The 19,275-nt window shown below is 52.7% G+C and carries 25 protein-coding genes and 2 tRNA genes; 5 read left to right on the top strand and 22 right to left on the bottom strand.

Annotation, left to right across the window (positions count from 1 at the left end; all coding sequences use genetic code 11):
* From MVC73_RS07625 to twy1, 4 genes are read right to left on the bottom strand one after another with little or no spacing between them, the layout of a single operon-like run.
* On the bottom strand, window positions 1-621 hold the full coding sequence (locus MVC73_RS07625) for a hypothetical protein (protein ID WP_297509190.1): 621 nt from the start codon (window positions 619-621) through the stop codon (window positions 1-3).
* Window positions 618-1,772 carry a cell division protein FtsZ gene (locus MVC73_RS07620; protein WP_297509187.1) on the bottom strand — a complete coding sequence of 385 codons (1,155 nt, stop codon included), beginning with the start codon at window positions 1,770-1,772 and terminating at the stop codon, window positions 618-620. Before MVC73_RS07620 ends, MVC73_RS07625 begins: the two co-directional genes overlap by 4 nt.
* Before the next feature lie 6 nt (window positions 1,773-1,778).
* Window positions 1,779-3,986, bottom strand: coding sequence for a prenyltransferase/squalene oxidase repeat-containing protein (locus MVC73_RS07615; protein ID WP_297509184.1), 2,208 nt, complete (start codon window positions 3,984-3,986; stop codon window positions 1,779-1,781).
* A 51-nt stretch (window positions 3,987-4,037) separates the two neighbouring features.
* Entirely contained in the window at window positions 4,038-5,039 is a 1,002-nt protein-coding gene (twy1, locus tag MVC73_RS07610) for a 4-demethylwyosine synthase TYW1 (RefSeq protein WP_297509181.1), read from the bottom strand.
* Between the two features lie 144 nt (window positions 5,040-5,183).
* On the opposite strand from twy1, the gene MVC73_RS07605 reads away from it, so the two are divergent.
* Window positions 5,184-5,309, top strand: coding sequence for a hypothetical protein (locus tag MVC73_RS07605; protein WP_297509178.1), 126 nt, complete (start codon window positions 5,184-5,186; stop codon window positions 5,307-5,309).
* Here MVC73_RS07605 and MVC73_RS07600 read toward each other — a convergent pair.
* The 5 genes from MVC73_RS07600 to MVC73_RS07580 form a co-directional block, all read right to left on the bottom strand.
* Window positions 5,306-6,094: an MBL fold metallo-hydrolase gene (locus MVC73_RS07600; protein WP_297509175.1), complete on the bottom strand. Its 789-nt coding sequence runs from the start codon at window positions 6,092-6,094 to the stop codon at window positions 5,306-5,308. The genes MVC73_RS07605 and MVC73_RS07600 overlap by 4 nt on opposite strands.
* A gap of 1 nt (window position 6,095) precedes the next feature.
* Window positions 6,096-6,863 (bottom strand): hypothetical protein, encoded by a 768-nt coding sequence (locus MVC73_RS07595; RefSeq protein WP_297509173.1) that lies wholly within the window; start codon window positions 6,861-6,863, stop codon window positions 6,096-6,098.
* Window position 6,864: 1 nt separating this feature from the next.
* Window positions 6,865-7,170 (bottom strand): hypothetical protein, encoded by a 306-nt coding sequence (locus MVC73_RS07590; RefSeq protein WP_297509170.1) that lies wholly within the window; start codon window positions 7,168-7,170, stop codon window positions 6,865-6,867.
* 100 nt (window positions 7,171-7,270) lie between these two features.
* Window positions 7,271-7,849, bottom strand: a complete 579-nt coding sequence (locus tag MVC73_RS07585) for a HemK2/MTQ2 family protein methyltransferase (protein WP_297509167.1) — start codon at window positions 7,847-7,849, stop codon at window positions 7,271-7,273.
* Between the two features lie 14 nt (window positions 7,850-7,863).
* Complete coding sequence (locus MVC73_RS07580; RefSeq protein WP_297509163.1) at window positions 7,864-8,409, bottom strand: hypothetical protein; 546 nt, start codon at window positions 8,407-8,409, stop codon at window positions 7,864-7,866.
* 69 nt (window positions 8,410-8,478) lie between these two features.
* On the opposite strand from MVC73_RS07580, the gene MVC73_RS07575 reads away from it, so the two are divergent.
* Window positions 8,479-8,949, top strand: a complete 471-nt coding sequence (locus MVC73_RS07575) for an archaeosortase/exosortase family protein (RefSeq protein WP_366938948.1) — start codon at window positions 8,479-8,481, stop codon at window positions 8,947-8,949.
* A 49-nt stretch (window positions 8,950-8,998) separates the two neighbouring features.
* Here MVC73_RS07575 and MVC73_RS07570 read toward each other — a convergent pair whose 3' ends face one another.
* The 12 genes from MVC73_RS07570 to MVC73_RS07515 all read right to left on the bottom strand — a co-directional run bounded on the left by MVC73_RS07570 (window position 8,999) and on the right by MVC73_RS07515 (window position 16,242).
* Window positions 8,999-9,169, bottom strand: coding sequence for a 30S ribosomal protein S27ae (locus tag MVC73_RS07570; protein ID WP_015858123.1), 171 nt, complete (start codon window positions 9,167-9,169; stop codon window positions 8,999-9,001).
* A 10-nt stretch (window positions 9,170-9,179) separates the two neighbouring features.
* A complete protein-coding gene (locus MVC73_RS07565; RefSeq protein WP_297509160.1) occupies window positions 9,180-9,476 on the bottom strand; it encodes a 30S ribosomal protein S24e in 297 nt (98 codons plus the stop codon).
* Window positions 9,466-9,993 (bottom strand): GTP-dependent dephospho-CoA kinase, encoded by a 528-nt coding sequence (locus MVC73_RS07560; RefSeq protein ID WP_297509157.1) that lies wholly within the window; start codon window positions 9,991-9,993, stop codon window positions 9,466-9,468. Before MVC73_RS07560 ends, MVC73_RS07565 begins: the two co-directional genes overlap by 11 nt.
* Before the next feature lies 1 nt (window position 9,994).
* Complete coding sequence (gene spt4, locus MVC73_RS07555) at window positions 9,995-10,198, bottom strand: transcription elongation factor subunit Spt4 (RefSeq protein WP_088885549.1); 204 nt, start codon at window positions 10,196-10,198, stop codon at window positions 9,995-9,997.
* Between the two features lie 2 nt (window positions 10,199-10,200).
* Window positions 10,201-10,761, bottom strand: coding sequence for a DNA-directed RNA polymerase (locus tag MVC73_RS07550; RefSeq protein ID WP_297509149.1), 561 nt, complete (start codon window positions 10,759-10,761; stop codon window positions 10,201-10,203).
* Between the two features lie 31 nt (window positions 10,762-10,792).
* The gene (locus tag MVC73_RS07545) at window positions 10,793-11,326 is read right to left on the bottom strand and encodes an inorganic diphosphatase (protein WP_297509145.1); all 534 of its coding nucleotides are present in this window, start codon (window positions 11,324-11,326) and stop codon (window positions 10,793-10,795) included.
* Window positions 11,327-11,447: 121 nt separating this feature from the next.
* Window positions 11,448-12,413 (bottom strand): hypothetical protein, encoded by a 966-nt coding sequence (locus tag MVC73_RS07540; RefSeq protein ID WP_297509142.1) that lies wholly within the window; start codon window positions 12,411-12,413, stop codon window positions 11,448-11,450.
* 30 nt (window positions 12,414-12,443) lie between these two features.
* The gene (locus MVC73_RS07535; RefSeq protein ID WP_297509139.1) at window positions 12,444-13,376 is read right to left on the bottom strand and encodes a hypothetical protein; all 933 of its coding nucleotides are present in this window, start codon (window positions 13,374-13,376) and stop codon (window positions 12,444-12,446) included.
* Window positions 13,369-14,430 carry a signal peptidase I gene (locus MVC73_RS07530; protein WP_297509137.1) on the bottom strand — a complete coding sequence of 354 codons (1,062 nt, stop codon included), beginning with the start codon at window positions 14,428-14,430 and terminating at the stop codon, window positions 13,369-13,371. Before MVC73_RS07530 ends, MVC73_RS07535 begins: the two co-directional genes overlap by 8 nt.
* A gap of 44 nt (window positions 14,431-14,474) precedes the next feature.
* On the bottom strand, window positions 14,475-15,011 hold the full coding sequence (locus MVC73_RS07525) for a DUF1102 domain-containing protein (RefSeq protein ID WP_297509134.1): 537 nt from the start codon (window positions 15,009-15,011) through the stop codon (window positions 14,475-14,477).
* A gap of 14 nt (window positions 15,012-15,025) precedes the next feature.
* A complete protein-coding gene (locus MVC73_RS07520; RefSeq protein WP_297509131.1) occupies window positions 15,026-15,619 on the bottom strand; it encodes a DUF1102 domain-containing protein in 594 nt (197 codons plus the stop codon).
* Window positions 15,620-15,801: 182 nt separating this feature from the next.
* Window positions 15,802-16,242: a hypothetical protein gene (locus MVC73_RS07515; protein WP_297509128.1), complete on the bottom strand. Its 441-nt coding sequence runs from the start codon at window positions 16,240-16,242 to the stop codon at window positions 15,802-15,804.
* A 429-nt stretch (window positions 16,243-16,671) separates the two neighbouring features.
* Between MVC73_RS07515 and MVC73_RS07510 the strand changes: the two genes are divergently transcribed.
* Window positions 16,672-18,012: a transposase gene (locus MVC73_RS07510; RefSeq protein WP_297509125.1), complete on the top strand. Its 1,341-nt coding sequence runs from the start codon at window positions 16,672-16,674 to the stop codon at window positions 18,010-18,012.
* An 87-nt stretch (window positions 18,013-18,099) separates the two neighbouring features.
* On the opposite strand, the gene MVC73_RS07505 is transcribed toward MVC73_RS07510, so the two are convergent.
* A tRNA-Gln gene (locus MVC73_RS07505) sits at window positions 18,100-18,175 on the bottom strand.
* Window positions 18,176-18,267: 92 nt separating this feature from the next.
* Between MVC73_RS07505 and MVC73_RS07500 the strand changes: the two genes are divergently transcribed.
* Together MVC73_RS07500 and MVC73_RS07495 are read left to right on the top strand one after the other, a co-directional pair.
* Window positions 18,268-18,343 (top strand) — tRNA-Arg (locus MVC73_RS07500).
* Window positions 18,344-18,522: 179 nt separating this feature from the next.
* Window positions 18,523-19,272 carry a biotin/lipoate A/B protein ligase family protein gene (locus MVC73_RS07495; protein ID WP_297509292.1) on the top strand — a complete coding sequence of 250 codons (750 nt, stop codon included), beginning with the start codon at window positions 18,523-18,525 and terminating at the stop codon, window positions 19,270-19,272.
* The last annotated feature ends 3 nt before the right edge of the window (window positions 19,273-19,275 follow it).

Here is a 19,275-nt window from a genome sequence, read left to right as displayed (position 1 = left end):
TTACTCCCTAGGTTTGAAGGAAACGACTGCAAAATTGCCGGATGGGAGTTTTCTGGTTTCAACATCGAAGTAGTCAGCACTGAACAGCTTGAAGCGGTATCTCTCCGGGTCAAGAGAATGCTTCTTGATGATACTTGCCAGCTCATCTATAAAGAACTGGGTGAGCTCGTAGTAGATTAGATCCAGCTTGGCCTTCGTCCAGTCCCTGAACCAGAGGGCCAGGGGAAGTACCGAAAGACCCAAAAGTATCCAAGGTTGGAGAGTAACCGCGGAGAGAACGCCCGTTGCCCCAATGATTCCCCCGAGGGCAACTAGGAAGGCCCGGTAGTTCCTCCTTAGCCCCTTACTCTCCCTCACCTTCTCCTCCCAGATATCCAAGAGGGCCGGATTGTAGAAATCGAAGGCCGTGTGGCGCTTTCCCTTGGCTATTCTCTCCCTTATGAGTAGGTCCCAGTCATCTTGATAGTAGATGACCTCTCCCCTCAGCTTTGCCCTCTCGGCATCTATGGACGAGATTATCCTGATTATGTCCTCCGCACTCTCGTGAGCTATGTGGGAGTAAACTGAACTCTCGTCCAGCTCAAGGGCCACCTCGACGGAGTCCCTAATGGGCTCGGTCATTCCTCTCGCCTCCCCATTTTCTCTGCCTTTCCCCCGACGTCAGGAAATGGACCGTCGTAGAGTTCAGTTTGCCCGGGATAAACGTCGTCGAAGTCGGGCAAACCGCTCAGGAGTTCTTTCTTTTTCGTCTCTGCTTCTTCCTTTGCCCTCATGAATGAGCGCGCGTAGGCCTTTGCTGTGCGCACGATTTCCTCTATGCTCTTACTCTCGTAGATTCCGCTGAGGAGAGTGACAACTTCAACCTCCCTCTCCTTTGGATCTGGGTAGAAACCGCGGAATATCTGCTTGCCCCTTATCTTCCCCGTCAGGTAATCCAGGGCCTCGAATATTTCGTTCGCCTTGAGAACCTCCGGCGGGCCGTGGATGGCAACGAGTCCGTAGAGGGCCGACTCTATGTTGGCCTCAAGGTAGAGCCCCTCGCTCTCGAAGGACTTTATTATGAGTCTCGACAGGCTCCTGACCTTCCCGGCGTCGGCCTTGGCGTAGCCAACTGTAGCGAAGCTCCCGAAGGCCTTGAGGACGAACTTCAAGTCGCTCGCATCGAGTGTCTGTTCTCCCGGAACGTCAACCAGAGCAAGGAGCGATGCTATTCTCTCGACTATCGTGTAGTTGATGCGCTCGTAGGCTCTGCTGATGTCGTCGTTTCCCTCTTTGAGCTTGTTGTTGTCTATCGCTATGATTGAGTCCGCTATCTTGGAGAGCTTGTCTATCGTTATGGCCGCGTTTATGGTGGGCCTTATTCCTTCCTCCCTGAGCGGTAGCGCCCCTATAGCCACCACCAGCGAGTCCGGGTATTCCTCCTTCAAGGCCTCCGCGAGAACGGGCGTTCCTCCCGCTCCTGTTCCACCGCCAAAGCCGAAGGTGAGGAAGAATATGTCAACGTCCTCATAACCAACGACTGAGTTTATCTTCTTCATCACCATTGGTAGGTCGCGCTTCATGGCCTCCCTTCCGAGGATTGGGTTCGCGTTGACCCCCTTTCCCCCGGTGAGTGACTCCCCTATCAGTATTCTCCTCTCCGGGGGGATGTAGCGGAGGTAGTCGAGGTCGCCCTTGGATGTGTTTATGGCGAGCGCCTCAAAATCAACTAAAGAGAAGAGGTCGGCGATTTTGGTTCCGCACTGGCCGACCCCTATGATTAGAGCCCTCAAAGACTCTCACCCCACCACGAGTTGCCTTATTCTGCCGTTCTCGTTGACTATCAGCATCGCGTTGCCCCTGAGGTACTTGACAAAGCCCGTTGTGAAGAGCTCCTCAGCCATCCACCGGGAATTGTCGCCGTAGAGGACGAAGAGAACCATGCCCTTGGCGGTTGAACCCGGAACGACCGCTATTGAGTCCACCATGGGCGCCGTATAGTTGCCCAGTATCACACCACCATCCGAGAGCCTGAAGCCAACGTACGGATTGTAGTTTGAGATGTTGTAGGCTCCGTAGGGGGCAACTACGACGTAGTAGCCACTTCCAAGTGACGTCCCGTTTGAAGGCTTAAAGTGATCTCCGAAGAACTTCCGGAGCGCAAGGACTATCTCGGTTGCGTTGATCCCGACCCCTATGACGGTGAAGTTCTCCCCGGTTAAGAAGGCGTTCTCTATCTCGTATAGGGTCACCGGCGGTATGAACTTGAACCTGCAGAGGTAGTCGATGGCCATCGCAGTGTCGAGCGACCAGTCGTTTATCCTTCCCTCGTCCCTAGCCTTCAGCACGAAGGAGAGGGTCTCGTTCGTGAAGTTATAGCCGAAGTTTGAGAGCAGGTCTGTGGCCCTGACGGTCAGGTAAACGGTCGGCCTGCCGTAGACCCACCTGCCGGCGAAGGAATCGTAGTAGGCCTTGAAGGGCGCCCATCCACCGTTGATGCGCTGGGAAACAAGCCAGTCGGCATAGGACTTCAGCTCTCCTGCCGGAACGAGGCCTTTGAGGATGTCAAGTATCTCTATCGTCATCGGAACGTTCGGTCCGAGGGTGTAGGTGTAGTAGCGGGTTCTGACTATTATTCCCCATCCCCTGCCGTTCCCAACGCTGAGAATCCAGCTGATAGCCTTCGTTATCCTCCAGTCTGTTTCAGGGACTCCAAGGTCTAGAAGGGCCTTAACGGCTAGGGCAGTCTCATAGGGCTGAGGGCCAAGGGAGTTGCCCCAGATGTAGTCGTAGCCCCTCAGCGTGGAGTTGAAGATGTACTCTATCGCATCCCTCCTCTCGCTCTCGTTCAGGAGGCCGAGGCTCAGAAGGGTCTCAAGGGCGTAGAAGTACTTGGTGCTGAAGGTTCCGTTCATATCCCTTCCGTATGCACTCTCCGTCCAGTTGATTGCCTTCTGAACGGTCTCGTTGGAGTGGTAGCACTTGTCGATGACCTTTAGGGCGTAGTATGTGGCCATCTCCTGGGAGGGCTCGCCCTTCTTTATCGGCCACCCTCCATCGGGGTTCTGTAACTTGAGGAGGGCATCGCAGGGGAGCCAGTATGGGTTTTCTGGGGGTGAAATCGCCCCGATGTGCATCGCCGGGATTGATATCGCCATCAGCGCGTATGCAGTCGTCTCAATCGTCCGGGACGGAACCAGGTAGAAAGACGGCCTCGTAAACCAGTAGGTGTAGTTGGCACCGCCTTTGCCGAGGCCCTCAAGTTCGGTAACTAGCCGAGCGGTGTTGAAGTCGAAGGGCCTTACGAGTTCGAGGGCGTAGGTCAGCATGGCGCGCTCCTTCATTGTGAGGTCTCCTGTGTAGAGAAGCCCAATAATCCTCTCGACGAGCCCCTCAGGAACTGTGTAATCGACTGCATGATAGGCTATGACCTTTAGAGCTAAGGCCTCGTTCTCGGGGATTTCAGGCTTGGAGTAGTTGAGGAAGAGAACCGCTCCCTTGATGAAGGGATAAACGTAGGAGTAGCCATACTCACCGAGGGCCCAGAGGGCTATCGCGGTCGGATAGAACGAGGGTTCCGTGTCCGGAACGTAGCCCCATCCATCCTCCCCCTCGGCCGATAGGAGGTATGAAACGGCCCTATCGATTCCGTTCCTGATCGTCTTAATCTTGTCGGCTTCAACATATTGGAGGGCATTTACCAGTGCGACGACAGCATAGCCGGTATCTAAAACATCACTTGCCTGACCGATACGATAACCCCAGCCACCGTCCGGGTTCTGGGCGTTGATCAGCTCAAGCGCGAGCGAGTTTATTTCATCGTTAACGCTCCCCCCGAGGGGCTTTGAGGCGTAGCTGAGTGCCAGAAGGGTGAGGCTTAGCTTCTGGACATCGGTGGTCTTGTCGGCCATGGAGACCAGAAAAGCCGCTGAGCCTCCGATGGTGCCGGCCCTAGCGAGGGGGACGACCATGAGAATAATCAATAGTCCTGTCAGCAATTTCCTCATATTCCCGCACCCCTTAGGAAAGGGTAGAGGGTGAGAATAAATAAACCTTTCTCACTCGCGGATAAACCTTCCTTCCAGTCCCCTTCCCTTTGGGTCAACGTCGTCGCGCATTATGAGGACGACCCTGCTGGGCTCGTATTCGTCTTCGATGTGATACCCCGGAAGATGCCTTACCAGCTCCTCGGCAAAGGCCTTGATTTCCTCGTGCCTTGGCATGTTGTTGATGGTCAGCCTGTTCCTTGAGAAGCCCACGAACATGTAGGCTTTAGCCTCAACGAACATTGGGTTAGCGAGCTTTATCAGCTCGGCGTAGCCTTCTGGATTGTGCATGTTCTCGCCTTTAACGAGGGTCAGCCTTATCACCGTTCTCGTCTGCGCGTCCTTCATCAGCTTGAGAGTTTCCTTTATCCTGTCCCAGCCGTCGGGTATCATCGGGACGTTTACCCTGTTGTATGTCTCAATATCTGGAGCGGTGAGGGAGACGTATAGCTGGGTCGGAAGCTTGTCCTCCCTTATCATCTCCTCAAGCCTTTCCGGAACGGTTCCGTTGGTGACTATGAAAGTGGTAAAGCCCCTCCTGTGGAACTCCTCAACGAGGTCGCCCATGTAGGGGTAGAGCATGGGCTCTCCAGAGAGGCTTATCGCTGCGTGCCTCGGATTCCACGCTTCCTCGAACTTCTCCTTCGGAACCTTCGGGTTGCCCTTGTAGCCCACCAAGAGCTTTCTCTGGGCCTTTATGCTCTCCTCAACGATGAAAGCCGGATCATCCCACGGTTGTGGGAGTTCCGTTCCCAGAAAGCTCTCCATCGGGCGCCAGCAGAAGATGCAGTTGTGGGTGCACCAGGCCAAAACTGGAGTCATCTGAAGGCATCTGTGGCTCGCTATGCCGTAGAACTTCTGCTTGTAGCAGAATCTCCCCTTGGTGAGGCTCTCCTTGAGCCAGTGGCAGAGCTTTACCCCGCTGTGCCTCCCAACGATCTCGTAGTGCTGTTTCCTGAAGAGGAGAGCGATTTCCTCCGGCATGTTCGGGTTGGATCTCACGACTATCGCCATTAGTCTCACCTAACTTCCATCTCTGTTGGGTTGTGGCGGGCGGGTTTTAAAAAGGTGATTGGTCATAGTTGTGCAAGGCAAGGGTCGAAGGGTCTCTCGGTGATCAATGAAAAGGCTTAAAAATGACCCGCCGAAGTGGAGAGCATGAGGCGCTGGACTAACATCAAACCCCAGCCAAAGGCCAGGGAAATAAGCTTTGAGGCCGTAACAATTGAATCAAGACCCAGGGTTAGGCTCCTTCACGAAATAAAAAGGTACAGGAGTGCCTAAAGCTTCCTGAACCTGAACAGATGCTCATAGACGTCTATTCCCACCTCAAGGCTTTCAAGCCAGTCTAGGAACTTGCCGACGTTCTCACCCTCAAAGATAGCCCCGTGCTGTGGTGCTATCACTTTAGGGGAAACCTCTCTCACCATTTTGACCCATGCCCTCAGGGCCTTTGTGGAGCTCATGTACCTCCTGTGGAAGCCCTCCATGTACTTGACGTGCTCATCGAAATTGTCCACGAAGAGGTACCACTCCCCCTCCGGAAAAGCCGCAGCGCCTATGTCCCCGCTGAAAAAGATACCGCTCTTCTCGTCATAGAAGCTGAAGTTGCCCGGGCTGTGGAGGTAATGGGCGGGCAGGGCGTAGATTGAGGAGTTGCCGAGCTTGAACCTCGTCCCTTCGTCGGGTATCTCAATTATCCTCGACGTTCCGGTAACCGCCAAGTGGGGGACGAACCTGACCCACAGTGAGGATATTGCCAGCTTTGCGTTTGGGGTTTCTTCATACCAGAGGTTTATCGTTCCAAGGACGTCCGGGTCCTGGTGGGAGAAGAATATGTACTTAACGTTCATGGGGTCAATCTTCGAAATGACGTTTCTGGCGACCCTATCGAATATAAAGTACCCTCCCGGATCGAGAATTGCAGCCTCGCTGCCGTCAACTATCATGTACTGGTTTGTAAGGATGCCCTTCTCCTCATCGGCTTCCTCTATACCGAGCCAGAAGACCTTGTGCACCCCGTCGTCATAAAGGGGATATGCTTCCGTGTATATCTTCTTAATCGGCATCTCAAACCCTCCCGACCTTTCTCCAGATGTTAATAACGAAATCCCCGGCAACATCTTTTATTATACGCTCAATTTCCGATGGGTTGAGCGAGAGCCTAGCTATCCGGGACTTTCCATCGTCTACGTACCTAACGCTAGTTGGTTTTCCATCTTGGAGAACAAGTTGGAACCGCCTTTTTCCATCAGTTGAGGTTCCTGAAAGGTAATACACACCCTTGAAGTCTCCAATCAGATGTTTTGCCACCTGGAGAAGGGTGCCCTCAGATATCAAGACTTCCTCTGTTTTTTCCAAGAGGAAACCATAGAGCTTTCTCTTAAAGTCTTGGGGATTCTCGAAATCAACTTCAAACGTTCCTTCCTCAACCCTTCTCCGGAATGCCGGCGGAATCTCCATGAAAAGTGCCTCCAGATTTTCGGCGAGTTGCTCTGCGAACTTTCTAAATTCCAGCCCGATCAGCCTCTTAAGCCTGCCATCGTAGATTGCCTCAACGACGAGCTCGTTCTTTTCAGGCCTCAGTTTAAAAGTAAGGGCACTCTTTCTCCCCTTGAACTCATAGACATATCCATTTCGCTCGGTATAAAAAGTTACCGTATAGTCATCCTTCGCGGAGAAAACGAAGAGCTTGAAACCGATCCTGAGCCGAAGTTCGCCTCCCTCACTGACAACGGTGGAGTTGGGAATAGCCCTGATGAAGAGTTCTGGGTTAAGCAGAACCCGTTCAAGGTTCTCGGGATCGGACACCTTAACCCTTTCCACCGCCGTTGGCATTTCAAACACCCAGAATGTTTAAGATCTTCTTAACAAGGGCGTCCGGACCGGCGTTCTTCTCAACGGGAATCATGAACTCTATAACTCCCGCGTCCTCAACTATTGACTCTCTCAAACCCCTCATCAGTATAATCTCAGCATCGAAGTCAACAATTCTGCCTCCCTCTATCCTTAAACTTCCAACAAGGTGGGGAAAACCGAACCCCTTTAGTTCTTCCAGCTCATTCCAGAGTTTCATTATTCTGCTATAAAGAAGGGCTTCGTTGCTAGTTCCCGACATCGAATCGACCAATACCATATCGACCACCACCATCGATATGGATGGAGTTAGCATACGTTAGTTTAGTACTAGAATATTTAAACATTTTCCCGAGAAACTTAACTGACCCCGTATAGTAGGAAATCCGTTAGGATATAAAGGCACATATCAGAACTATGTCCTCGAAGAACAGGTGCTTTCTCGCAATTACTCTGGCCTTCAGGCCGGCTCTCTCGAACTTTCTCAGGGTCTCATCAATTCCAGTTATGGAGCTCTGAACGAGGTAAACCCTTCCTCCCGAAGATATGTGCTCGCCAACCTCCTCGATGAAGCGGTCTATGACTTCCCTTCCGGTTTCGCCTCCGAGAAGGGCCAGATCAATTGGCTCCTCCGGTTCACCGGGCAGGTAGGGGGCGTTGAAGGTTACAACATCGAACTTTCCCTCGACGTTTTCGAAGAGGTCGCTAAGGCGGAATTCAACGTTGTTAATACCGTTCAGCCGGGCGTTTTCCCTGGCCAATTCTACGGCTATGGGGTTGATGTCAACGCCGAGGGCGAAGTCTGCCTTTCTGGCCATCAGAAGGGCTATAAGTCCCGTTCCCGTGCCGATATCCAGAGCCCTCTCCCCGGGTTTAACCTCAAGGTTCTCGGCTAGGAGAAAGGTGTCCTCTGCCGGCTCGTACACCTGCGGATGTAGCTTTATCTTTAGACCGTAGTAGGTGGGCATACAGTAATCCTCTTTCAGCGCTTACTCATTGAACCTATCAGGGCCAGTAGCAACGCTACGAAAACAACTCCCTGCCATGAGAGGGGAGCGGAGCCACTCGTGGTACCTCCACTGGGCGAAACCCAGTCTCCAGTATAATCCACTTGAATCCAGGCTTCCACGCGGGGTGAGGTGCAGTTGGGATCAGTTTTTCTCACGGTTATGTTCAGGTAATCTAAGTAGTAATGCTGGGAATTATATCCCCCAAGGTAATAGTAACCAGACCCTCCGGAGCATAAATTCATGCTAACCCTGTTATTGTTATCGTCGTGCCCTCTGTAATATACACATTTCTGACATACACATGAACTCTTAACTCTAAGAACCATATCAAGAATCTTTCCTGTTACAATGAAAGTTGGAGAGCCCGAATACACAGTAATCGGATTGTCATCGTTTAGGACAACTGTCCGATTTACCAGCACTATGATCTTTGTCTTTGTGGTCTCTCCCTGCACGTAGGAGTTACTGACCATGGTTATCATTATCAGCATGATAGCCAAGGACAGTACCTTCCTCATTGTACCATCACAATTTCTATATAAAAAATCCAAAATTATTTAAAATTTCCGTTTGAAATATGAAACGTTATGGAGGGCACCCGAAGAGGGTTCATAAAAAACCTATCATCAAGGTTCGCTTCGTTAATGGGACTAACGTTCCTCTTTTACGTCTTTATGCTGCCCTTTGAGAAGACACTTGTAAAACCCACAGTGAAAACAAGCTTAATAATTTCGTCGCTTATTTTTGGGCACGTGGAATCCCACGGAAATACAATATTGATTGGAAACGTTGCCGTAATTATAGAAGAAGCATGTACGCCCGTAGTATTCTGGGCGCTTCTCCTAGGTTACATCTCTTTGGACTGGAAGGGGAAGAAGAGCATAATAACACTTCTTCTGGGCTCTATCTTACTGTTTATAATTAATGCGTTGAGGATTCCCCTGATAGTGCTCCTAGTTAATCAGGGGTTCTCGTTCCTAGATGCCCATCAGATTAGTGAATACGTCCTGTACCTACTTGCGTTTTTGATAATTGTGGGACTTAATAGCAAAGTCTGAGTTATTGAATATCGAATTACGTAGAAAAGCGGGAGTGAAAGAAAGGAAATCACTTCTTCCACTCGGTGTAGCCACACCTGCCGCAGGACCAGCGGTCCTTGTGGTTGGCCATGAAAACGCCCGGCCCACAGCGCGGGCAGAACTTGTTCTTCCTGACGACCTTTCCGCCCTTGACCTCGTAGAGCTTCCACTTCTGGCTGGTCTTTTTCTTCTTGGCCATCTACACCACCTCACTCCTCCTTCTTCTGGATCAGGCCGTCTCTAACGAGTATGTACTCGGGCTCTATGTAGAGCATCCTCTCCCTCGTCTCGTAGACCTTGGCGTAGCCCTTGGAAACGTGGCTTCCGAAGTAGCTCCTGATGTACTGGAGGACTGTAGTGTTCGGGTCGAGGTCGAGCATGGCGACGAGCTTACCCTTCACCGCTTCCCTGCTCGGGGTAGGCTCGCCCTCGTGGATTACGTCAAAGTATATCTCCTTCCTCCCGAGGAGCTTGTTCTCCTTAATCTCGGTCACCTTAATCTCCATCACGAACCACCTCCATCTTGGAAAGTATCTCCGCACACCTGCGCTTGCATTCGGGTGTTACCTTTATAAGCACTACTCCCTCGTCGGGCTGGCCGTAGAGGACGACCGAGTTGAGGGGAGCGTAGAGCACTGCGGGGATGGCCGCCAAATCCTCCTCGCCGTTGACGAGTATGTGCACCGGCCGTCCCCTTCCGGCGAGACGGACGGCCTTCCTGACGGCGTCTAATAAAGCTTTCGTTATCGTCCCCGGAGGGTTCTTCACGGTCATGAAGACCGCTTCCGCCTCGATATCCGGGGAGTACTCCTTCCTCTTCGTTTTTAGATCGTAGAGGGCTATGTTTGGCGTGATGCCGAGCCGGAGCAGGTTCTCGGTGACGACGTCCCCCACAGTAACCACGAACCTGCCGTCGAGCTCGTCCCTTATCCTCAGGTATGGCTCGGGAATCGGCCCGCGGATTAACATTCCCAAGGGCCTCTTGAGGAGGGCCCTGAGTTCGGGGGTTAGACGGAAGTACATTTTACCTGACCCTTATGGCGTACTTGCCCGGCACCTTGGCAGCTTCGGGTATACTCTCGCGGAGCTTCTTGGCTATTCTGCTCTCCGTGTCTATGATGATTACCAGGTCGAACCACTCGTCGCTTAAATCCCTGCTCCCGCAGACGGGACAGCGATCCTCGGTGGTTATGTAATGGCAGTGCCTGCAGGCCCTCTCCTTCGCCATGCTCACTCCTCCTTGGCCTTTCTCTTCTCTTTCTCTATCCAGTCGAACTTTCCGAGACCGGGCTGGCGCATAGTCAGGCCTATCTTGTTCTCCCTGATGACCCTGCTCTTAACGCTGACCGCAATAATCCTCGCCCTCACGGGGTCTCCGAGCTTCAGGATTCTCTTGGTTTCCTTCCCTATGAACTGCCTGTTCTTCTCGTCGAAGACAACGTAGTCGTCCATCAGCTGGCTTATGTGCACGAGGCCGTCCATCGGGCCGATTCTGATGAAGGCCCCGTAGGGAGCGACGTCAACCACTTCCCCTTCAACGACCTCGTGGTGTCTGGGCGTCCACATGAGAACCGTGAAAACAACCTCGTGGTAGGTTGCCCCGTCGCCGGGCACTATAACGCCCTCTCCAATCTCCTCAACGTCGATTACCGAGAGTACAACGCCCTCATCCCTGTCGTAGATGCCCTCGTATGTCTCGCGGAGAACCAGCTTTGCGGCCTCCTTTGGATCCATTGTGAACATCCTCGGGGGTATCCTCACGACGTCCTTAACCTTCAGGAGCCTGTACATGGCCTGACCTCCAAAAAGAGTTGAAAAGAGATCACTTCTTTCCAAACTTCTCCTTGTAGAGCTCTACGGCACGGAGTATTTCCCTCTTAGCTTCCTCGGCGTTGCCCCAGCCCTCGACCTTGGTTACCTTGCCCTGGAGCTCCTTGTAGCGCTGGAAGAAGTGGGCTATCTCATCTAAGAATGCCTTTGGAACGTCATCGATGTCCTTCCAGTCCTTGAAGTAGGGATCCTCAACGGGAACTGCTAAGACCTTCCAGTCCTTGTCACCGCTGTCCTCCATCTTCATTATGCCTATGGGCCTGGCCTCTATGATAGTGAGTGGATAGACTGGCTCGCGCATTATGACCATTATGTCGAAAGGATCGCCGTCGTCATACCAGGTCTGGGGTATTATCCCGTAGTCAACCGGGTAGAAGAACGGGCTGTAGAGCACTCTATCGAGCTTCAGCAGGCCGGTTTTCTTGTCGAGCTCGTACTTGTTCCTGCTGCCCTTCGGTATCTCTATGAGTGCGTAGACGACCTCCGGGACTTCCGGTCCGGGCTCAAGCTCGTGGAACGGGTTCATCTCTAACCACCTCTAACCTTTTTGCAGAACCTCTAAGGTTGGTTTTGAGTTTTGTTTTTAAAGTTGTTGGTGAATGGAAAGGAACCAGAAGAGGACGGGAATGTGGGAGCTCTTTCCGATATCATTCGACTATGTACTCATAGGTTGTTTCTCCATCTGTTATGGAATAGACATCCCTCCCCTCCCAGAGGTGATGGACTATCGGTTTGTCAACGATATTGAAGACCCTCTCAAGATCCCCCGCCGACTCCAGCAGGACGGACTTGGCCCTGTCATCTGGCCTGCCCTCAACTACGAACTTTCTGAGGCCCTTAAGCTCGTCCTCCAGCTTTTTCCCCCTCCTGGAGTAGATAAAGCCGAGCGGGGGAATGGCGAAAAAGGCCGAGAGAGCCGGGAAAGCCTTCCTTCCAGTTGACACGGAAACTCTCGACCAGAGAAAGTTCATCCTCTTCTCGGTCGTTTTACTGTGCCTCCGAACTTCTTTGTAGTCTTTATCCCCTCCGAAAAGGCTGAGCATCCCCGAGGTATCTCTTGAGACCCCTATCCGCTGGACGAAGGGTTTTCTTCCCTCTATCTTTACCCGGACAAGCAGGTAGGTTTCTCCGCTGGCCCTGAAGAGGCCTGTACCGTCCCTGATTTTCTTCAGGTCGGAGTCAAACCTTGAAACGTTGAGGGGAACTGGGATGGAAAAGGAACCGCTGAAGCCCCCGCTCCACGTTTCCCTGCTGACGTTCTTTATGTAAACCCTCTTCTTGTTTGAGACGACGTAGTAGTCCGTTCTGAGGACCGCCCGGTAGCTCCCTTCGGCCGAAGGCTCCGTCTCGTAGCTGTAGGTCACGTTTATGAAGCGGGTTATCCTCTCGGGGTAGTGGTCGAGTGAGCTCCCGTTTTTATAGACGGTCTCGTTGGAGAAAAGCCCGCTGTGGGTTATTGAGCCTTTCTCGACGTAGACTGTCTCGTAGGAAACGCTGGTCGTTGAGGGGGCCTTCGAGTAGGCGACCAGTGAATAGGCCCCGAAGATAATGGTTGCTGAAATGCATGCCGCGAGGGTGAGCTTTAGCATGGTTTCCCTTTCAATTCGTCTCATGGCGGGCACTCTCCTCCAGAGGAAAAACGGTCACGGTTCCTCGCCTCCACCGCAGGCTGTGGAGACCCATATGCCGTTGCTCACGATGTCGTAGTCGAGTATCCTCGCACCGTTGTTCAGTGCATAATCACCGCAGGATGTGAACTCCTGCTGGTTGCCGTGGTTGAGCCTTGTGAACACCGTGACGTTAATGTGCTCGCTCCCGCCCGCTGGCACGGTCACGTTCCACTCCATTTTGGTTGCGGAGTGAGAGTTCCCGTTGCTCGCTGACCAGAAGGCATAGCTCCCGGCGCTTGCTCCTGTTCCCGAGAGGTTGACCGTGAACTCGGCCGGAACGGTGTCTGCAACGGTTATTTCAATGTCCTCGCTCCCCGGGTTCGTTACGACCACCTGAAAGACCCACTCCTGGTAGGTTTTTAGTGGTATACCGCTCGTGTTCCCCGAAAGGAGAATCTTCTCTATTCTTGGCCCTTCCTCCACTATCAGCTTCAGTGGGCATGTTGAAACCGAGGCACCCCCGCCTTCCCAGGTGGCGTAGAGCTCGATGGGAACTATGTACTCCCCGGCTCGGACGTTTCCGGTCGAGGCGTGTCCGGTGAAGGTGTACCTTTCACCTGCGTCGAGGCTCACGGGGTTTCCATCGTCGGTCTCTATAGAGACCTCAAGCCCGGAGGGAAGTTCCGTGTAGTTCGGCCCGAGAGCGATGGCAACGATCTTCCCCTCGGGCAGGGAGTTTGTGATGTTAATGACCCCAAAATCGGCCTCGGAGTTTTGCCTTAGTGTGACAACCGCGGAGTAGCCGTTCTCACACTCGAAACCCATGTACTCTTCGCTGTGGGGAACGACCTGAAAGGACACGTCCCTGGTGGACGCATAGCCCCTGAAATTACCGCTTGAGCCAACCACGAGGAGTGACCCCACGAGGAACGCCAGAACAAAGAACGCGCTTTTCATATCAACCATCTCCCATAATTTTGGCCAGAAGACTTCTCCTCCTGACCCTGATTCTCAGGATGTCACCTCTTCCCACGTCGGCGAGGTAGTAGAAGACCACCAGAACTCCAGCCAGCTCCATGGCGTAGGGAAGCAGTGGGAGGTAGGGGCTGATGTTGTAAAGGGAGGCGACGAGCCATCCGGGGAGGATGGAGGGATATGAGTGAACGGTGATCTCCTCCTTGTATATCCTCGTCTCCTTCGGAACAGAGATTCTGAGGCTTATTTCATGGGTTCCCCTCCCCGGGATTTCAAAGGTGTCGCCGTTGAGCAGCTCAACCCTTCCTCCGCTGACGGTTATGAAGTAGTGGAAGGGGTAGAGGGCACTGTTTTTGACGGTGACGTTTCTCTCGAACGTGCTTCCCGGGAGATACCAGCCCTCCCTCTGACCGCCGGCCAGGGTGGATGAGTACGTGAACGTCAGCGTCCCCCATGAGGCAACGGTTACGAAGAGAAAGCCCGCTATTATCACTATCGAGACGACCGCGTATAGGGTCTTGGCGCGGACTTTGAGGTACTTCCTCCTGCCCCTGTCCCTTTTATCTCCACCCGAGAACGTCAGAAAAGCGCCCGCGAGGAGGAAGATGACAACGGCGTAGAAGCTGGTCAGCCTCGCACGGAGCGACTCGATGAAGGCCCCTCCACCCCTTATGATGAGTGGCCTGCCCCCGAGCTCAACCACCTTCCCTATAACGTCTTCCCTCCTAACCAGGGGATTTTCACCGTTCTGCTGGTCTGTGGCGACGTTGTTGTCTCCCTTGGTCACGTAGCCCTTCTCTGTGATGGCGAATACCCTGTGAACGGTCCAGCCGTCTCCCCTGTGAAAGACTATTATGTCCCCGATTTTCCCTCCCTTAGAGAGGGGATTGATGAAGAACATGTCGCCCTTGTTTATCGTAGGGGTCATGCTCTCTGAGTAAGCGTAAGAGAGAAGAACAGGCCTGCCGAGGAGGAAACCCGTCACTGAGGCGAGCAGAAAAACGGTCGCTACTACAACCACGATGTTTTCAAGCAGTTTTCTCATCGGCAAACCCTCTCAAATTTTGGGGCAAAGGCCCCGAAAGGAAATCACGGCCCGCAGGTTCCGGCCACTGCCTCAAAGCTCATCTGGAACTGGTAGCTGCCAAGGGTCGAGTTGGTGTTGTTGAAGATCATGCCAACCGGAATCGGGTTCCCGTTGTAGACGGTGAACTGCAGGTTGTTGGCCGGGCCGGCTATTGGGCTGGTGTAGTTGCCTGCGAAGAGTAGTACACCGTTGTGCTGGCTCTTTATGGTCACACATATCGGGTAGTCGGTTGCATTGTTCTCCCAGAGCTCGTTGCTGACTTCGAACATCTCCTCGAAGACGTAGGTGGTGTTAGGGCTCATGCCGTTCCCTCCCCAGTTGGGATGGTTGGGGTTGTACTGGCTTATGTCCACGTAGAGTTTTCCGGCGTCGTAGGTGACGTAGGGTTGCAGGGCGGTCAAATCAATCAGCTCGTTGTCGTCAGACACGACATCGAAGCTCGCAGTCCTGTCCGCGGAGTAGTAGCGGAAGTTCGCGCCCGCCCCGACTGCCAGGAGCATTCCAATCATGAGTATTGCCAATCCGAATAGTTTGTTCATCCTTCACGCCCCCTTCACTGACCGCACTTTCCGCTCAGGTCTGCCGGCTCCGTGCCGAGCCTGTAGGCCTCTATGTGAACTGACGCACTCTGGGTCGTGTTGGGCGCGTCGTTGCCGACGGTGAAGTCCATGCCGACCTTAACCGCGTCGCCGTTGTTCACGACAAAGCAGACGTCGTTCTTGGCCATGTCGCTCGCGTACACAACAGCCCCTGTAGCGCTGTCGTGGATGTCGTGGTCAGCCCCGTAGAACTGAATCACAGGATTGTCGCTTGTAATCCTCACGACTATGCTCATGTTCTCCTCCCAGAGGTCGTTGCTAACCTCAAACACCTCGTCGAAGTTGTACTCTGAGTTCGGGCTGAGGCCGTTTCCATAGCCCGGCCAGTTCGGGTTCTCAGGGCTGATGTCCACCACGAGGACACCGCCGTCGTTAATGTACGCGTAGGGCTGGATTGGGGTCAGGTCGATGAGCTCGGTGTCATCGGTAACTACCTCCCAATGTACGCTCCTGTCCGCGTTGTAGTCCCTGAAGTTGGCTCCGGCCCCAAGAACGAGCCCAAAGGCCACCAGCAGACCAAAAATTCCCAAGGCAATATTCTTTCTCAACTTTTTCGCCTCCTTAACTGGGAGGCACTGTGGAAATGGAAGCGGGCGAGTGTTTCGCCCCGGTGGTGCAAAACGCAGTGCCTGTCAAAGCAACCACACGGTTGCTCAATAACCAGTAGTCTCCGCAATATATAGGAAATTGTGACTTAACTCAAGGTAACCCGGGCTTACCCGGAGAAAAGTTAGAGGGGTTTCATCTTACGGCGGTGGATGACGCCGACGAGGGTGTACACAATCGAGGCCAGAGCGAGGTGGATGTTGCCGAGGTAAACGGCGACCGTCAGAAAGATAAGTGAAAGCCCGATGTAGAAGGAGCTCCAGCTTATGTCGTTCTTGTTGACGGTCTCCATGTAAACGGTTACGTCCTCCGGAACTTTCACGAGCGTCACGATTCCCCTGTTGAAGGTTATTACTCCTTCCCTCTCAAGTTTGGGAATGTGCGTCTGGATAAGGCTGACGTAAACGCTCTTCCTGTGCTTTCTGTTAGTGTCGCCTTCCTTCTCCGCGATGTAGTCAACAACATCCCTCAGCTCGGCCCTTCCATCACTACCCCTGAGGTACTCTATCATGAGCATCCTCCGGCTGTTGCCGAGTATGCTCGATGAAGCTCCTGTTCCGATCACTTTTCTCTCTCCCCTGGAATGCGACGATTCAGCATTCCATTCTCTCACCATAATAATAACTCCGGCGACAGAGTTAATGGTTAAGTAACTTATACTGGCAAACTATTTAAAGGTGCCTGAAAAGTTCCAAGTTCGTATTCACGCTAAAAATACCGTGAGAACTGCCTGAGGGAAAACAAAGCCCTGAAAGCTTGTAAAAAAGAATCTGAAACTCACAAGCCCGGCAAAAATAATCTCGATGTTAACATGTAAAATGACAAATGGAGAACTCATTGGCATAAAAACAATTAAATTCTCATTGTTAAAAATGCGCCTTGGAAAATACCCATCTGGATAATCAACCGAGAAGGAACGTGACAACCACCCAGCTGGCCCTTAAGAGGGAAAGCAACACTCTTTTAAAGCCTAAGAGTCATACCATGCTTTGAAATGAAGCGCTCAGTAACCATCAAACTCCAGCCGAGCAAGGAGCAGGAAAAAGCACTCTCCGAGTTAGCCCAAGCCACCGCAGTAATCTGGAACAAACTCAATTACCAACGCTTGAGACAATTCAAAGAATTCGGCAGGATTGATTTTAACGGAACAGAAAAGGAAGCTTACCACGAGTTCAAAAACTGGATTGGTGGTTCAACAGTCCAGCAGTTGGCGAGAAAGAACGCCGAAAGCTGGCGTTCATTCTTCGCCCTCAACAGGAAGAAAAAGAATGGAGAACTTCCAGAATGGTTCAGGCCAAAACCGCCCGGCTTTGTCAGGGAGGAGAACGGAAAGAAACTGTTCATTATCCCACTCCGAAATGACCAATACAAGATTGACGGGAATGTTATCGAACTGCGAAGACTTGGAAAGTTTGGGAGATTGAGGATTCAATTCAAGGGGCGGATCTACCTCAAGGGCAAGCAAGGGCGGTTAGAGATAATCTACGATGATGTTAAACGCAAGTGGTATGTTTGCATCAGCTTCTCCAAAGTTGAGGAGAAGATGGAGAAGGGCGAGTGGGTTAAACTCCCAAGAACACCAAAAGGAAACCTTTCAGCTGGAATTGATTTAGGAGTGAACAATTTAATGGCCGTTTACGTTGAGAACGGCGAGAGTTTCTTAGTCAATGGGAGACCCTTAAAGAGCATTGATTTTTACTGGCAAAAACGAATTGCGGATTATCAGTCAAAACTCAACAGGAGTGGAGTCAAAACAAGCAGGAAACTCAAAAGAATGCACGAAAAAGCCAAGCTCCAAGCCAAACACTACATCAACACGGCAGTAAGGCAGACTGTCGAAAAGCTTTACCATCTCGGAGTTTCGAGGATCCTCGTTGGTTACCCGAAAGGAATCGCCAGAAACTCTGACAGGGGTAAAAAGCAGAATTTCCTCCTCTCTCACGTCTGGCGGTTCAATACTGTCATTAAACGCTTAAAGGAAGTCTCTGAAGAGTATGGTATCGAGGTTGAAGTCGTGAATGAGGCTTTCACTTCTCAGTTTTGCCCTCTCTGCGGCCAACGCCACGCTGATGGGAGAATCTTTAGGGGTTTGTTTAAGTGCCGTAGAGAGGGCGTTGTTATGAATGCCGACGTGGTTGGTGCTTTCAACATTTTGAGGAAGGTTGTGGAAAAGATAACCCTGAGCCTGCCGGGTTTGTCGGCAGGTGGGGGTAACTGGCCGGAGGCCCGGCCAGAGGGGTTCTCCGAACCCCCTTCAATGGGAGTGGTGAGGATTACCCCTCAAACCTCCCCGCCATTAGCGAGGGGTTTCCCCGACGGAAACCCCGTCCTTTAGGGCGGGGAGAAGGTCATAACTGGCAAAGGAGTTATGGTTCGAGAAAGGAAGTTGAGAGGGGGTTCGGGGTTCTGGAGCCCTCAATGATGGTAGCCCCGCGGGGATTCGAACCCCGGTCGCGGGATCCAGAGTCCCGCATGCTTGGCCGCTACACCACGGGGCTGTGCCCGTTCGTAAATCCCCGCGAGAAGTTTATAAAGTTTATCCCTCGGAGGCGGTTAGGTTTTTAAATGGAGAACCGGAGGATTTCTGGGTGGGCCGGTGGCCTAGTGGATAGGGCGTCGGCCTCCGGAGCCGAAGGTCGCGGGTTCGAATCCCGCCCGGCCCGCCATAGCAGACTTCCCGCAGGTCTGTGAGTGCTCCCGGAAGGCGTTTCGGGTGTGAATTCTGAGTTCTTACAAGAGGTGCAGCCGCTCAGTGGTGACCGCTCTCATCACCCATCAGGAGGGCTTGGGCGTCATCATCGCTGGACTTAAAAACACCCCCGGGTTTTTAACGGTGGTGGTCTGGATGAGGTTCATCCCGCTCATAGTTGCCCGGCCGGAGGTTCAGATGGCAATAGACGAGGCGATAATGCTCGCTAGAATAGAGGGCAAAGTTCCCGACACGGTTCGTCTGTATGCCTTCTCACCGAGTTCGGTTACAATAGGACGCTTCCAGAGCGTGAGGCACGACGTGAACCTTGAGGAAGCCAGAAGGCTCAGGATTCCAGTCGTGAGAAGAATCACCGGCGGGGGCGCGGTCTTTCACGACGAGTTCGGGGAGATAACCTACTCGGTCGTCATCGGCGAGGACTTTCATCCGGCACTCAAAAACGTCGAGACGAGCTACCGCTATCTTGGGGGCCCTATCGTTGATGCACTGGAGGAGCTCGGCATTAAGGCGGGCTTTTCCGGTCTGAACGACATCGTGGCGAACGGGAAGAAGATAAGTGGCTCGGCCCAGACGCGGAGGAGGGGGATCATCTTACAGCACGGCACATTCATGTACTCCACGAGGCTCGACGTCCTTTCAAAGGTCCTAAGGGTCTCAAAGGAGAAGCTCAGGGATAAGGGCGTCTCAAGCATATGGGAGCGGGTAACGACTCTGGAGCGTGAGGGAATAAAACTGAATCGCTGGGAGGCCTATGAGCTCCTTAAGGAGAGCTTTGCAAGGGCCTTTGGCCTTGAGGAGGGCGCTCTAACAGACTACGAGCTTGGGCTGGCTGAAAAGCTGATAGAGGAGCGATACGGAAACAGAGAATGGAACGAGATGCGTTAGCTC

Source organism: Thermococcus sp. (assembly GCF_027052235.1).
GTDB lineage: Archaea > Methanobacteriota_B > Thermococci > Thermococcales > Thermococcaceae > Thermococcus.
This window is presented reverse-complemented; position numbering and strand designations above follow the sequence as displayed.